The 15,826-nt window shown below is 58.7% G+C and carries 9 protein-coding genes and 1 pseudogene; 8 read left to right on the top strand and 2 right to left on the bottom strand.

All coding sequences use genetic code 11. The features are described 5' to 3' along the window. Positions 1 to 525, top strand: a 525-nt coding sequence (locus DDF70_RS30955) for a transposase (RefSeq protein ID WP_162820799.1), incomplete at its 5' end; no start/stop codon positions are given. Between the two features lie 1,075 nt (positions 526 to 1,600). Here the strand turns inward: DDF70_RS30955 and DDF70_RS38890 are convergent. Together DDF70_RS38890 and DDF70_RS30950 are read right to left on the bottom strand one after the other, a co-directional pair. Next, a complete protein-coding gene (locus tag DDF70_RS38890) occupies positions 1,601 to 1,726 on the bottom strand; it encodes a hypothetical protein (protein WP_262266413.1) in 126 nt (41 codons plus the stop codon). A gap of 412 nt (positions 1,727 to 2,138) precedes the next feature. After that, positions 2,139 to 3,172, bottom strand: a pseudogene (locus tag DDF70_RS30950) (IS630 family transposase). Between the two features lie 1,546 nt (positions 3,173 to 4,718). Between DDF70_RS30950 and DDF70_RS30940 the strand changes: the two are divergent. From DDF70_RS30940 to DDF70_RS37130, 7 genes are all read left to right on the top strand, one after another. After that, entirely contained in the window at positions 4,719 to 6,248 is a 1,530-nt protein-coding gene (locus tag DDF70_RS30940) for a DUF6212 domain-containing protein (RefSeq protein WP_114948500.1), read from the top strand. Positions 6,249 to 6,255: 7 nt separating this feature from the next. Next, entirely contained in the window at positions 6,256 to 9,045 is a 2,790-nt protein-coding gene (locus DDF70_RS30935; RefSeq protein WP_114948499.1) for a glycosyltransferase, read from the top strand. Between the two features lie 57 nt (positions 9,046 to 9,102). After that, positions 9,103 to 10,473 (top strand): polysaccharide pyruvyl transferase family protein, encoded by a 1,371-nt coding sequence (locus tag DDF70_RS30930; protein WP_114948498.1) that lies wholly within the window; start codon positions 9,103 to 9,105, stop codon positions 10,471 to 10,473. After that, positions 10,470 to 11,267, top strand: a complete 798-nt coding sequence (locus tag DDF70_RS30925; RefSeq protein WP_114948497.1) for a glycoside hydrolase family 16 protein — start codon at positions 10,470 to 10,472, stop codon at positions 11,265 to 11,267. Before DDF70_RS30930 ends, DDF70_RS30925 begins: the two co-directional genes overlap by 4 nt. A gap of 17 nt (positions 11,268 to 11,284) precedes the next feature. Continuing rightward, entirely contained in the window at positions 11,285 to 13,072 is a 1,788-nt protein-coding gene (locus DDF70_RS30920; RefSeq protein ID WP_114948496.1) for an alginate O-acetyltransferase AlgX-related protein, read from the top strand. Between the two features lie 566 nt (positions 13,073 to 13,638). Next, positions 13,639 to 14,556, top strand: coding sequence for a LysR family transcriptional regulator (locus DDF70_RS30910; RefSeq protein ID WP_114948494.1), 918 nt, complete (start codon positions 13,639 to 13,641; stop codon positions 14,554 to 14,556). Between the two features lie 745 nt (positions 14,557 to 15,301). Beyond that, positions 15,302 to 15,640: a transposase gene (locus DDF70_RS37130; protein WP_162820798.1), complete on the top strand. Its 339-nt coding sequence runs from the start codon at positions 15,302 to 15,304 to the stop codon at positions 15,638 to 15,640. The last annotated feature ends 186 nt before the right edge of the window (positions 15,641 to 15,826 follow it).

Raw genomic sequence — 15,826 nt, 5'->3', positions numbered from 1 at the left:
GCGATCATCGACAGCCAGTCGGTCAAGACCACTGAGATGGGTGGACCACGAGGGTACGACGGTGCCAAGAAGGTGAAGGGCCGCAAGCGCCATCTGCTCGTTGATACGCAAGGCAATCTGCTGAAGAACAGCATGCAGCCCGCCGACATTCATGATCGCGCAGGCGCCGAACTCCTGCTGGAGGGGCTGCAGCATCTGTTTCCGGCCATTGAGCGCGTGTGGGCCGACACGGCTTATCGCGGGCTGAAGGACTGGTTGTGCAGAGCGCTGGGATGGAAGCTGTCGATTCCGCAACACTGGTGGAGTGAAGGCACCTGGATGCGGGCTGACGCAGAGCCGCCGACGCGACCGAGTGGCTTTCAGGTGCTCGCGCGAAGGTGGGTGGTGGAGCGGACCATCGGTTGGCTGACTACCAACCGGCGGCTGGCCAAGGACTATGAGCGGCTCGTCGAGACCCGCGAGATGCTGCTCTATCCTGCGATGAGCCGCATCCTGCTGCGTCGCCTCACGCGAAAAGAAAGATAATTGCTCACCAGCCTCTGAGTTAGAATTCCTTGTGCGTATGCCCGCTTGGTTCGGGCAGCTCTGGCAAACAGCAGGCCTCGCTGAGTTCAGTAGCTGATCGGCCGACGCCCTGAGGTGGTGTTCAAATTAAAATTCCGTCTGGTGGCGAGCTAGCTCGTTGTGTTCCGTCGCAATTGGAATGGCAACATATTTCCTGCGTGGAGGGCAAACTACTTCGCTACCGACCTTATCAGGAGCAGGGAGCGTGTGCTTTCAACTACTGAGTTAGGCGCTACCCACGACGGCAAAGCCTCAACTTGCCTGATGCAACGACGCCTCTGAGGCCTTTGGTGTACAGTCCAGTCGCGAGTGAGACACAATCCTGATTTCGCAGGCATCCAACAGATGGTTCAAGTGCCAACGGGGATAGCGGGAATTCTCGTTGCCACTCCACCACCCGTTAATGGCAAGACGCTCTCGCTCAGAAGGTGCGTCCTCCACGGAGACCAGCAAGGCGGCCCACCATCAGCAACGTGAGGCCGGCATTCTCGCGCGAAGAATCCGGAACCGGGCTATTGGTCTTATGTACGGAACGTCCTGTGCACAGGTGTGATCTCAGATCCGGCGTGGCATGCCAGGGTGTAGACCGAGCGCCTCTACGGTTTCTGGCCGAACCAGGCTTAACGTAGCTTCAACGGCTTCACAGGGGCCGGACAAGGCCTTCTTGACCGCATTGATCGCTGCGGGTTGAGAGTCCGCCTGGACCAGATAGTAGGTGGCTGCTGGTCGGCCGACCTCACTCGGGATCTCCACCTTGACGGAATAGCATGGTAGCCGGTTGCCTGGCATTAACACCTCCTTCGAACTCGCCGGGTCTATATCATTCCTCTCCTAATTTAGGAAGAAAAACGCGGGCAAGCGCCAACGGAAGTTTGCGCGGCATGAGCCCGACGGCCTCTTGGTCGGATGATTGATCGCACGATTGAGGAGCGTCCTCGGCGCAAACCTAAGCATTGCATAGTTCAGGCGCCTCTGGGTGCGCGATTCACCGAGGTCCGGATCTGACTCGTTGAGAGCGCTCGCGTCGGCGGTCAATTCAGTGCTGTAGGCTCGACAGGCGGACTTTGAGGCTGTCGGCGACCTCACGCCGGCCGCGGCCAGTGGTCAGGTCAAGTCGCACCGCCTCATCCTGAAGCACTTTGGTTGAGCGTTTGCGGGGCATGGAGATCCTCGTTGGCTATAAGAGTGCTCGCCATTTTTCCGAAGCAAGGCCAGTCATTCCCGGGCGTACCCTCAATCGTCGGTATGGGGTCATCGGGGGGGCAGTAGGGCCACCGATGGCGAAACGGCCGTCGGCGACGTCACTCCCGGTCATATCCTCCCACGGAAGGCCGTTGATAGGACCAAAGATGTCAATACCTGCAGACATCGAATTCTCCTTAGATCAAAGAATGCCACGGTGCCTTTATGCCTCTCGTCGGATGATCAGGGCAAATCTCTTTTCTCGATCCCCCTCACGATGCCACCGATGCCATCAATCGCGTCTCCGCTGGCCGGCAAGGATCCCGGAGTCATTAGATGCCGTAATGGGCCTGCCGCTTACGAGTTACTGATCCGGCTTGGGTGAGCTTGAACTACGCGGCATAGCGGAATGACGGATGCCCAAAGTAGCTGCGGATTCGGCTGGGCGACTTGGCAAGCCGACGCATGTGGCTGATGATGACGCGCTTGAGGGCGGGCTTGCTGCGGGCGGGTGGTTTCCGCGTCACGGCATGCTTCAGGTCCGCGTTCAGGCCCTCGTTCGGGTTCAACTCCGGACTGTAAGAGGGCAGGGAGAAGACCTCGATCTGCTCCGTGCGCGCGGCCAACCAGTCCCGCACCGCCTGGGCCCGATGGACCGGCAGGTTGTCCCAGATCAGAAACACCTTGCCGCGGGCCTCCTGAATGAGCCGCCCGAGAAAGCGGATCAGGCTCGGAGCCTTGACGGCGCCCTCGAGCACCATCCAGCGCAGCTCGCCCTTGTTGGTCACAGCCGAGATCAGGCGCAGTTCCGCGCGTTTGTGGCTGGGGCGCACCACCGGCGTCCGGCCGCGCGGGGCGAAGCTGCGGCCGCGCCCATCGTCGGAGCGCAAGCCGGTCTCATCCTCCCAGACAATCGTGCCCTTGTGCCGTCTGGCTTGCACCATGATAACCGGATAGTCCTGCCGCAGCCAGCGCAGTACGGCTTTTGGCGACTGCTCATAGGCGGGGCGGAGCGGCTTCTGGGCCGCGAAGTCCCAGCGGGCCAGGTAGGTGCTCATCGTGCGCACCGCCAGCCGGACCCCGCAGTGCTGCTCGATGAGCTCCCGCACCGCGGCCCGGCTCCACAGGGCGCAGGCAGACCGAGTTCGTCGGGCGTGTGCCGGCGGATCAGCGCGCGGACCTGCGCTTCCTGATCGGCCTCGAGAAACCGTCCTGTGCCAGGAGCCGGGCCGCGTGGTCCGCTGGCCAATCCGGCTAAGCCCTGCTCGGCAGAGCGGCGGCAGATATCGAACACGCCGGTGCGGGTCAGGCCCACCTGGGCGGCAATGGCCTCATAGGTCAGGCCGCTCTCGCGCAGGACGACGACCTGCCGGCGGCGCTCCTCTTGCGCGGCTGCTGGCAGCTTGCGCATGTCTATATGCTTCATCCCGCCGACTTGGGGCGACGACAGCGGATTTCAAGAGAACCCGAGCCGGATCAATAGCGGAGCGGAGAGGCTGTTCCTCAGAGCGATGGTGTTGAAGCGAGGTCCGAGCGGATCGGCCTCCATCATCATGAGGGACAGCCATGGACGACTATGGCGGACTTGATGTGTCGTTGGAACTGAGCCGCGTCTGCATCCTCAATGGCTTCGGCCAGAATGCGCGCGAGGCGAACGTCGCCAGCGAGCCTGAGGCACTGACGGCCTTTTCACGCCAGCCTGAACCGGCCGCTTACCCGCGCCGGCTTGGAGGACGGGCCACTCTTGCAGTGGCTCAATACCAGCCCAATGCAGGCCGGGTTCGAGGTCGTGCTGCTGGCTGGGAAATACGCGGTCATTCTGCATCGCGTGCTGATCGACGGCACCACCTTCCGCTGGAGCCGGAGGGTGTTGCCGCCGAGGGGGAAACAAACGTTAAGAACGGAGCGAGCCGAAGACCGCCTCGACGGGACGGGGCCTCCGCCACGCCGATTACAACAGTCGACCTGGATCTGGCCAGCACATCTTCCAGGTGCGCGGTCGACGGCGCGGACCACACTGCGGCTTGCAGGAAGCTGCTCGCAAAGAGGTGCTGTCGATATTTGCACAGCTCTCAATCCGACTCGAGCGCAGCCATCCACGATGTGGATGCGTTCCATCGACAGAAACGATTGTACTACTCTCTTGAGATCTTGCACAGACAGCAGGGTCGAACGCGCACTCATCTCCACTGATTCCGTCGAATGACGAGTGCCGCGCCACACCGCCCACAAGGGAAAGTCTCGCAAGCACCCTGAAGCGATGTGGGACCAATACTGAAAAATGAATTGTAACAAGTCACGTCTCAAAAGCAGGTGCTCTAGTTCAGCCGGCCAAGCCAAGAACGCCGTCCTCGCGACTCGGTCGACCAGCGCGCCGGTCGCACTATAGCTCACGCAATTGAAGGGAAATTAATGGTAGATCAACTCACAAAGGTAGCCGCTGCTAAGAGCAAACATTACGCAACGTTGGAGCGAACCATGAGGTCTGCTGCGGCCATGCCAGATGGCGGCGGGATGGGGGCCTCCGCAAAGTTGTCCTCTCGTGACAACGACGCGCTGGGAGCGACGGGCCTCGCTAGGCCCGAATGGACAATCGACAGCCACATCACCCAGATCGGTTGCGAAGCTCAAGCAGATCTCAGGCGCCCACGACATAGTGCGGATCCTACGAGGCTCGCTTGCTAATGTCTCATTAGGCGAACGCTCCTTCGGCCTCGAACTGATAGGCTGCATGCCTTCGGTCGTGGCGCCCCTTACCCGAAATGGAACCACTAATTCGGTCGCGGCGGCACCCGACCTGTCCCTCAGCCCACCGACCGAATTCCTGCGGAATATCGCACGCCAGCATAAACCCGCAGCGTCCTCCGCCACGGCCCTCGGACGGATCGCGGCACGGCCACAACGAGCAGAACTAAGACGCCTCTCAGTGAATCGAAGATCGCTACGAGACGTTTACTGCCTATGAGGATCAGATGATGGCATTAACTGCGAACACCACGACACCGTTCGCTCAGTCTCCTCGGGCCGACGGCCTGCTTAAAGGGCCGGTGCTTTTCGTCATAAAGGTGCACAGAGATAGGATACCCTCGACGCTTCTGAGCACCGGCCACGTTTTCTGGTTCCAAGGAACAGACGGCGAGGCGGCTACTCTCGTCGACGTCAACGGCAACAGGTTCAACGTTCGGGATACGCCGCCCTGCACGCTCGCGATATTGGCCGACCCAAGCGCTCCAGAAGGTGAGCGAGGCCAGTTGCTCGACTGGCTACGCCGCCGCGGATTACAGCATCAGCCCGCCCTGATCGAGTGGGACGCGGGTCAGCAGTCAAGCGCGATGGCGCGCCTCGTAGAAGAGCTCATAAAGCTACTTGTCACGAGCGCTCACCGGACCGTTGAGGCAAACCGCGAGCTTCTGAAGCTGCGCATGTTCAACGCCGATCTTCAGGACAATTTCGCTGCTGTCGAGAGTTATATGCAGCTACAAGGATTGCAGCCCTTCGACCTAGCATTCTCGAACGAGCCTTTGAGCAATCCATCACAGCCCAACGTGCTTGCCCATTCGTCGCCCGAAGGGATCTCACAGATTCTCCCCGTTGCAAGCACTGCAGTCAGTGCAATCGCTATCCATTTCGAGCGTCTAGATCCTCACCCGGAGGCCGAACTGCGCGCCGATCTCGTGAGCCTTGAGGATCGATGCACGATTGATAGCTGGATCGTCCCGTTGTCGAACTTGGATGTCGGATGGAATTTTCTTGGCCTGACTCGCACGCTAGGCGGCATCCCCCGTAGCCTGGAAGTCCGTCTGCAAGTCACCGGCATGGACGGTGAGCCACCTCTACTATCGCTCGGCGGACTTCAACCAGTCGACATGTTTCAGGTCCGTGATGCAGACACCGAACGCCCGCTTGTGAAGAACAGTATCGCCCTGCAGATCTGGTGCGGGCTGCCGGGCGTGTCCCTCCCTACATGGGCGAACTACTTCCCCGCACACTCGGAACAGGGCTCTACACCCGGCTTCCGGGAGGTGTCGCTCTCTCCAGGAACCCTGGATCTTGCGAGTCACGCCAACTGCGATGAGATCTCCTTTGAGTTCCCCGCTATTCTCGCTCTGCCACAAGAGAGAGCGGTCGCGTGTCATCCACCGGAAACCGGAATGACAATCGGTATGCTTCCGACCGTGTGCCCTCCAGCGGCTCGGCGTGTTTCCGCGAGCGCCTCAATTTCCAACGAGAAATCAAACGATGTAGACTTCGCAATCGTGGTCGCCAATGACCTCGCTAGGACTCGTGAGCTGCTCGAGGAGAAGCGCGCTCCAAGCGCTGGCGAAGCCTTTTCCGGCTGGAGCCGTGTCGCTAATACGGATACGGTAAGGGTAAGCGCCTTCGTGTCGGAGCAAGTCGCGTCCCCCCAGAGCATCTACATCGCGACTCGCATGACGACCCCCGGCGTCAACAGCTTCGCTTGGGCAAAGTTTAGAGACTTCAGCATTCTGGTGGACAGGTAACGCAGGTATGTCAGAAGCAGTGAGGGTACTCAAGCGAGATATCGGGGAAACTGATGCGTCCTTTTCGCCGACCGTGGCCGTCGTCATCCCGGTTTACAAGCATTCCGCTCTTCTCGCCGAGGCCGTCGAATCCGTTGTTCGGCAGCAAGCGCCGTTCGAAATCGCCGCCGTGATTGTCGACGATGGCTGCCCGTTTCCCGAGACAGCTCACATCGGGCAAAGCTACGCGCTCACTCATCAGAACGTCTTCTATTTGCGTAAGCTGAACGGCGGTCTAAGTTCCGCTCGCAACTATGGTATTGAGTTCGCGTTACGGCACTTCGCTGGGCTCGACGCAATTTACTTCTTGGACGCTGACAACAGGATCACGCCGACCGCGATCGGCGAAGCGCTTAGGTATATGCGAAGGAAGGGTCAGATCGACTGGGTCTATCCCAATATCGACAAGTTCGGGATTGAGTGGAACGGGAACTACATGACCGACTACTCTCGACTACTTCATGTCACATTCGACAATATTTGTGAGGCTGGGAGCCTTGTATCGCGCCGTCTGCTCGAGACCGGCATCCGCTTCGATGAGACGATGAAGTCGGGCTTCGAAGACTGGGACTTTTGGCTTCAAGCAATCGGACGGGGCTTTAGGGGGGCAAACTATCCCTACTTCGGCTTCGAATATCGACAGCGGGCCGAGAGCATGCTTAGAGACTCAAATCGGACTCGTGAAGGCATTCTGGCGTGCATTCGCCAGAAGCATGAGAGTCTCTTCAGAGCGGACACATTGCTCGCCTGGGAGCACGATGAGGCACCGCGCTACGCTGCAGTGGGAGTTGGCACGAGCGTGGTGGATCTGTTCACGGACCCAACGATTGGCCGTCAGAGCCTAAGCCTTGAGGGCTATGTGAAGCAATTCTGGGCGGCAAAAAGTGAACCCGATACCTTCGGCGTGCCACCTTTCCTGCTCTGGATGACAGGGGAGCATCGCGATGCAGTAACGCGGCTCGGACTCGTCCATAATCTGCTTTGGCTAGCAGAAAGGCTCTGCCAGGAGCATCACTTTGTGGCGATCCGCTTCGAGAGCAACAACGCTAGCATCAATGTAAAAGTTCGTACAACCGGGGAGGTAGGGAAACTACTCGACAAGTCGGTGGGGTGGATGTGTGGGCTTGACGTCCTCTCGAACTGTGTCGACGATCAATCTGAAGACTGGATTCGCTCGTTGCGTAGTCCTTCGCCCTCTCCTAAGGTCGCGGAGATTGTTATCAGCGGACCCTTCACGCCGGCCGAAATGCAAGGTTCGGCACTCTCGCCTACCACTGCTGTGTTCGCGACACTTGGGGCTCTGCGCGACTCTGGGTACAACCGTCAGCAGCGCGTTCGTTGGACCTGGCGCTCCAAGTATTTGCCAAGCCGTGCTCATTATTTCGAACTGCTTCGCTCTGCTGTCGGAGCCATGCCTGTAATGCCACGAGTGCCCAACACCGGAGATCCGGTAAGGGTCGGGTTCCTCTTGCCCATAGCGGCCTTCGGCGGCGTCGAGAGGGCCACCTATGCAGTGGCGCGAGTGCTTGAGGCCGCCGGATGCGAGGTCCACCTCTTCATATTCGGAGAGCCGGTTTACAACAGAATTCCCGAGAACGATGGGGTTTTCAAGACCGTCAATTTCTTTGCCGACGACTATCCGCTTTGGGGCGGCCCTCACACCTATTCGGGGCACGAGCTCATGATGGGGCATGATGAGGCTGCCAAATCGGAACAGCTCCTTGGCTTTCTCGCTGGCCTCGATGTGGTTATCAACAATCAGGTTGCACCCGTCAATGCCGCGCTTGGCACGCTTCGTCGCCGCGGCGTGAAAGTGCTCAACTACGTTCACGTGCTCGACAGAACGAGCTTGGGACGTGCTGCAGGTCACCCCTATTTGTCGCTGGCCTTTGAGCACGTCTACGATGCCGTCCTGACTTGCTCGAGGGACATGGCCGAGTGGTTGCACAGCATGGGCATACCGGATGCGAAGCTGATACACATTCAGAACGCCCCCAGCTACCCATTGCCCGAGAACGAGCGGAATCTCGTTCTCGAAGAGCGTTGGCGGCGGCCGAACCGTGACCGTCTCAACGTTCTCTTTCTTGGCCGCTTAGATCGTCAAAAGGGCATTGAGCGTCTGTTCTTGGCCGCACGCGACCTGCAGCTGCGGGCTGGTCCAGCAGACTGGCGCATCATCGGCAGCGACGTTATAGATAGGGACGCATGTGGCTCCTGGCAGACCCGCTTCCAGCAAATTGGCGTGCAAGTAGAGCCTCCGGTCTATGCGGCCCGAGACCTCAACAAGGCCTTCGCTTGGGCTGATGTCATCTTGCTCCCCTCACGATGGGAGGGCGCCCCGCTGACCATCCTCGAAGCTCAGCGCCTAGGGTGCGTGCCAATCGCTACCGCGGTCGGCGCCGTCGGAGAACTCATCGAGCATCGCGTCGATGGTATTCTGATCGACGCGACTAATGACAGCGCTGTTGCACTGGAGCTCATTGCTGCGATTGAGGGGTTTGTCCGCGACCGGTGCGAGCTCCGCCGTATGGCCGAGACGGCCGCCGAGCGCAATGCGACGCTGGTCTGGGGCCGAACTGTAGAGCCGCTCGTGCGGCAAATTGCGGGTTGGTTCCCCGACCGTATGTCCCACTTCTTCTCAGACACCGACGGGTCCGATACCTCCGGGTGCGTGCCGTCGACCGAAGTAAACCGGATCATAGTTTCAGACGCGGCGGCGCGGAGACCTGTGCGCGCGCCAGGCGGCGAAGTACGCTAGCAGTGGCAGCGCACGGGTTCGCACATACTGTAATCGAGATATATAGCGAGTAGTCCGATGAAACGACTCTTTGTGCTGAATGGCGGCGCGGCCGTAAAGCCTGGCAATAAGGCTGCTTACCTGAAGATCGAAGATCCACTCGTCGCCTTCGAAAACCGCGGAATCAACACTGGCGACGTGCTCGTCTATGACGCCATGCTCAAGGCGTTGAATTATGACCAGATTACTAACCTGCAGTTTGCCCATGCGGCCAATGTAAAGTTGTGGCCACAGGAACATTGCGATGCCACAGTAATCCGGGGCTCCAATTACCTAGCTGAGAACGTCGACCTTGGCCATGTCGCCCCGCTTCTCAAAAAGCTGCCGGGGCCGATCGTGCCCATAGGCGTCGGCGCGCAGACGTCCGTATATAAAAAACTCGCAATTCCGCGTGTCACAGCGGAGGCGTGGAGGATTATAGCCGATAAATGCGAGACTATCGGCGTTCGCGGCTTCTACAGCGCCGAAGTGTTCAATGACCTCGGCATAAAAAACGTCCGTGTTATCGGCTGTCCGAGCTTCTACCGATCACTGCTTCCGTCAATTGATATCAAGCCCATCGATCCAACGAACGCACGGGTGGGACTAACACTCAATAAGTATCTCTCCGCCGACTACGCGACGAACGCGACCAAGACGAACCGTATTCAACGAGCATTGATCGGCGAGGTCGCTAAGCGTGCGTCGAGCCGCCTCTACTCGCAGGGAGAGCGCGAGGAAACGCTCGCAATCTATTCGTCCGGTAAGCAGAAGCAGGATCATGTTCGCTCGATCCTGTCCAAGTTCAATCTCGTCGGGCATTCCGAAGCAGAGAGGCTGCTCAGCGAGCGCATGGTAGCGTTTTTTGACGTCGATCAGTGGGCGAATGATGCGGCTAGCCATGTGGATTTCATGATGGGTTTTCGCCTGCATGGCAATGTCATAGCCCTGCACCAAGGAATTCCGTCGGTTTTTTTTACCTACGATTCCCGGATCCGCGAGCTTGCTTCGTTATTTGCGGTGCCTTCTATCGAGGTCGAGGACTACATGCCCGTCGACCTAGAGGCCCTCTTGGAAAAGGCGGACTTTTCGAAGTTTCAGCACGTCTACCCGCTGAACTATGCCGAGTATTATCGGTTTCTAACGGAGAACCGACTCAGCCATGTGCTTGCGCAGCCACTGATCGCACCAGCAGACAATCCACTCTCGGTACCTAATTCGATCGAAATTGACCATAGCACCGGTGACCTCATCGGCTGGTTCCGAAGTGAGATCGACTCGATGACCTCTGAGATTGAACTGTTGCGCAGTCGGGCCTGGAACCTGGAAGTCAAGCTGCGCAGTTCGAACGGCTTGGGGGCGGACGGCGCTGCGGCAAAGAGTTCGGCCGGACCGGAGGGACGTCCATGAAGGATCCCGACGCGTTGAGCCGTCGGTCTTTCTTACAGACGGTGACCTGTGGCACGGTCTTGGGCGGGTCCCTCAACCGGTGCAGATCCGCTTTTGCGCAAGGTTCGTCGCAGCCTGCCCCACTGGGGGAGTTCGGCGGCCGTTGGCGGCTTTCGTTCCTCGACGACTTCGCAAATGCCGCTCACTTTGACCGGTACTGGGTACGCGTAACCGATCGCGGTGGTGATCACCAGACAGTGCGTTTGCCAGAGAACGTCGCGGTATCGGACGGCGGGCTCCATCTCAAGCTCGGTCACGGCAATGACGAGCAACGGCCCTACACAGGAGGCTTTGTTCAGTCGCGGTCCTTCCGTCAGTGCTTTGGCTATTTCGAATGTGAGATGCGTATCGCGAACGAGACAGGCGTCAATAATGCGTTTTGGCTGACCTCTGACCATGCGACTGAAGGCGACGCGCGGTTCGAGCTTGATATTGCCGAGGCGAAATATCCTAACCTCATCCAAGTCGCCGCGCGATCCTGGCGCCCACGTCGCGTCACCTGGTCCGCCACGTCTCGACCGGACGCGAAACTCTCTGAAGACTTTCATTGCTATAGCATGTTGTGGACGGAGCAGGAGTTCCGCTTCTTCTTCGACGAAGTTCCAATTTATTCAGTGGCGAACACGTTCGCGCACACTCCAGCTATGGTCCTGTTCAGCAATGCTGTTGCGTCCTTTGCTGGCAAGTCCGACGGGCATGTTGAAGGCTCAGAGACATCCATTCGAAGAGTCCGGGTATTCGAAAAAGTTGGCTAGCGAGCAGTTGAGGTTACATGACTGATGAACTCATTTCGACGCGTCGTGTGGACACGAGCAGGAAGTTCCTGTTAGGCAAGGACGACTGGATCTTCCTTGATCGCGACTCAAATCGGGTTATCGACCAGATCTCCGGCCGGTATGCGCTCGACGAGCGGGGGATCGAGACTTGGTGCCGGCTTATTCACGAACGGGAGGAGTATGCCGCGTCCGTCGGAGCACAGCATATCATGCTTGTTGCTCCGAACAAGGAACTCGTCTATGCTGAAAAGTTGCCGGACGGAGTCGAGGTGTCCGAGCACCGAGCTGTTAGGCAGATTATCTCGGCGCTACGCCGAGGCCAAGGGCCTGAAATTTGTTACCCGCTTGAGGCGATCAAAAGGGTAAAGCCGCTCGGGTTTGCTTATCCGAAAACTGATACACACTGGAGCGGGCTCGGTGCCTATATTGGCTATCTCGCTACCTGTGATCAATTGTCAGAGGCCGGCGTCCATTTGCGCATGATCGATCCGTCGCGAGTGACATTCGAACCAGTTTCCTACGTGGGTGATCTTGGCGCGAAGCTCGATCCTCCCGCGTCGGCCCCGACGCTGGCGGCACGCATCAAAGATGCATCAGGACACTTGGTCTTCGACAATCGAGTTCCAAACCGTGGCCGGATGAGGATCTTCAACAATACTAATGCGATGCTCCCGCGCTGCGTGATGTTTGGTGACTCGTTCGGCGGCAACCTGTTGCCCTTCCTGAAGGAGTCATTCAGTATACTTGTCTACATATACGGGAATGTATTCGATCGTGAAATCATCGAGGCATATAAGCCGGATGTTGTTCTCACCCAAGTTGTCGAGCGGTTTCTCGTCGAACCGCCGGTCGATTCGCGATACTTCACTTATACGTCGGTGGTCCGCTCTAAGCTGAACCTGCTGTCGGCTCGCGATCTCGCGAAGCTGAGGATAGATGTTGCTCGAGCCGACCCCGCCATCGTTCCGATGCGTTCGGTATATGAAGCGATGCTGCAAGTTCATGCTGGCTGCGAGCTCGATCCGGCTCTCGTTTCGGTACTACGGCGGCATTCGGATAATCCCGAAGCGAACTATATGGCGTCGGTAGCGCTTTCGAGAATGTCCGAGCGCCTCGAGGAGGCGAGTGACTGCGCGGCGCGTGCGGTTGCAGCGCAGCCTCAGAACCCACGATTTCGGCACCAGCTTGCCTTGACGTTTATTCGGCGCAATGACTTGGCTCTCGCCGAGGCACAACTCCGCCACGCCATCGAACTCGATCCGAGTATCGACTGGTGGAAGTACCAGTTGGCACAGGTCTTGTTTAGGCAGCGGAGACATGATCTCTGCTGTGATGTGCTCATGGAGTGTGTCGAGCGCGATCCGCATTCGTGCACCATTTGGCAACTTCTCGGGCGATGCCACGAGGCACGTGGCCATATTGAGGAAGCCGCAGGAGCCTTTCAGTGCGCTGCTGAAGCGAAACCGGACTGGGCTTGGCCGCTCCTGAAGTTGGCCAACCTGCGTATCAAGACAGGGACAAGACCTGATCAGGGCCTCGCCGCAACGAGCCGTCTTCTCGAGATCGCTCTTGAGCCCCGGCAAAGAGCCGAGGCGTATCTGCTGCGCGCTCGCCTCTGGGAGATGGAGAAAAGGCTTGAGTTGGCAGTCGATGCTGCGAGCAGAAGCGTGGAACTCTGTCCGGACTGGGACTGGGCGAAGACTGTTCGAGACCGCCTTGTCGCCATTGAGGGCCATTCCGGACGTCAGAGTGTTGCCGCAGCGCCGGAAAGCGCCGCGTCATGATCGCTCTCATCCGTCTTCTTTATCGCTGTGCGGTCAGAGAAGCCTCCAGCACAGGGCCGAACTCAAGACAGCCGGGGAGGGGAACTCCCATGATCCAGAGCGAACCCAATCGTGCTGCATGGTACGAGGTGTTTGCCGCGGACAGAGTCGCAAGGGCGGCCCAAGCGGTGATCGTCGTGGCTTGCTCTAGCGAACAGTGGCCGGCGTCTGACCCTGTCTACGTCGCTCTCACGCGGCGCACGGGATTTACCTTCGCAATCCTTTTCGATGGCGGCTACCCCTCTCTCGAGGTGGCCTAATTATGACGTCGCAAGATCGATACCCAATCGGCCGCCTCTACAAGTGCAAATTGGGCCTCCGCACTCTCCGGAACGGTGGACACCAGATTAGTTGTAGCTGGTGTCGTGATCCGCCATGAAGTCAGGCCGGCAAGGATAAGTCCATGTTCCCGGAGCATTGGATGGACAAGCGCATCCGGCGCAGACCGATCACCCCGCTGGTTCTACCGTGATTAGTAAAGTTGATCGTTTCGATGGGAATATCCATGCTACGGGTTACTGCACACGATGCGTTTTAAGGGACTTGATCTTAATCTTCTCGTGGCTTTCGACGCTCTGATGACTGAGCGCAACCTCACGGCGGCCGCGCGCAGCATCAACCTGAGCCAGCCAGCTATGAGTGCGGCCATCGGCCGGTTGCGCGCCTATTTTCGCGATGAGCTATTCACGATGATGGGTCGCAAGCTTGTTTTAACGCCGCGCGCGGAAGGCCTCGCTCCCGCTGTACGTGAGGCTCTACTGCACATCCAACTCTCCATTATTGCCTCGGACCGGTTCAACCCGGCTCAATCGGACCGCCGCTTTAGGATCATCCTTTCCGATTTCATGACGCTCATATTTTTAAGTAAGGTCGTCGAGCGTGTCGCTCGCGAGGCTCCTGCCGTCAGATTTGAGCTGTTGCCCCCGGATGATGACCCTGCTGAGCCTCTCAGGCGCGGCGAAATCGACTTTCTAATCCTTCCGGAAATGTTCATGTCGAACACACATCCTAAAGCGGCGCTTTTTGATGAGACGCTTGTGTGTGTTGGCTGCGGCGCGAACATGCAGTTATCGCAGCCTTTGACGTTCGAGAGGTACATGTCGATGGGGCACGTTGCGGTCAGGTTCGGGCGGACGCAAAAGCCGACCGTCGAGGACTGGTTTCTGCTTGAGCACGGTCTGAAGAGACGGGTCGAGGTTACAGTGCAGGCGTTTAGTATGGTTCCGCCCGTGCTGTCTGGCTCCGATCGTATAGCGACCATGCCGTTTCGTATGGTTAAGCATCTCGCAAAGACAATGCCCTTGCGGTTCGTCGAACTTCCACTGCCGCGTACTGGGTTCACCGAGGCCGTTCAGTGGCCTGCCCTCCACAACTGCGATCCGGCAAGCCTTTGGATACGAGAGGTGCTGTTGCAGGAAGCGTCCCGCACGGCTTCTGAGCTATAGCGCAGTTTTGTCGATCGGGCCGCGCAGGTGACGCTATTTGCTGGCCTTGTAGGGACATCAATGCCATCCTTTCACCTGACACTGGCAGTGATCTTCGGCAACTGGCTCTTGCGCATCAGCCGCCGCGGGCTTTTCGCGACCGCTGTCACTAGCTTGAGCACCAGTAGGCGAGCCGTCGTCGGAGACAGTGAACGCTTGGTTCGCCCGGCCTGACGCCGGCGTGTCGCGAGCTCGCTTTTGGTGAGGCGCGCCGTCCGAAAACCGTTCCAGCGCTTGACGGGCAAGTCATAGAGGGTCGGCAGCGCCCGTTAATCCTTGCGCATACCTGATTGAGTTCACCTGGGCTTGCATTGAGCATCCGGCAAAATAATGGCGCATTGTCAGGCAGGTTCGGGGCCGAATCGTCGATGTGCGCGCGACTATCTCTGGGTTGCTGGGGTCCAATACTGCGGAAGTCGGTGAGGTCTTCACGTAGGATCTTAATGGTCCGAAGGCTTTTGATGCGTTAAGAGATCTCTTGGCTTTAACGCCATGATGAAGGCAATCTTCACTTCACTGTTGGCCGCACGATGCGCCCGACAATGCGGTCTGTGGCTCGTAAGAGCGGCCGGGCCCATGCTGAAGCTCCCATGTTTCGAGCCTAGGATGTGCCAGTCAGGCAGTGCTCAGGTGATCATTCGCTGAGGTATATCTGGCGGAACTTTGGCGCGTCGTAGCCAAAGGCCCGACGCGTGATCCTCAACTCGTGCGCGCTGTCGCTGATCCGGACCGGCCCAATCCTGAGACCACCACACCGGTTCATCAGGTACTGGTCGGGATCATTGATCACCTGGATGAGCAGATTGCAGGCTTTGGCCATGACATCCCGGAGCAAGCTACAGAGGATGAGATGGTGCGGCGGCTGAGCGGCGTCGCGGGTGTCGGTCCGGCCATTGCGATGGCTCTGGCCGCACTTGCCCTGGCGCCTGAGACCTTCAAGCACGGCCCAGACTTTGCCTCCGGGATCGGTTTGACAGCTCTCCAGCGCTTGGTCGGAGGCAAGCAGAAGCTTGGTGCTACTTCCACGATGGGTGCGCAGACTTAGGTCGCCTGCTGGTCATAGGTGCGAAAGCCCTTGTGAGTTTTGCGCCGTTAATGGAGCTCCGGCAGGCCCTTGGGTGGCGCGCATAGGAACGCGTAATCCCGACGATGGACTTGCTCCGATTTTGATACTGCTGGCGAATGGGTTGGAGCCCTTGAGGCAGGGATTGGCGTTCTGGGTTTGAGGGGG

This window comes from Microvirga calopogonii (genome assembly GCF_003347665.1).
GTDB classification, from domain to species: Bacteria; Pseudomonadota; Alphaproteobacteria; order Rhizobiales; family Beijerinckiaceae; genus Microvirga; species Microvirga calopogonii.
The sequence above is the reverse complement of the archived record's forward strand: the minus strand, read 5'-3'. Positions and strand labels throughout refer to the sequence as shown.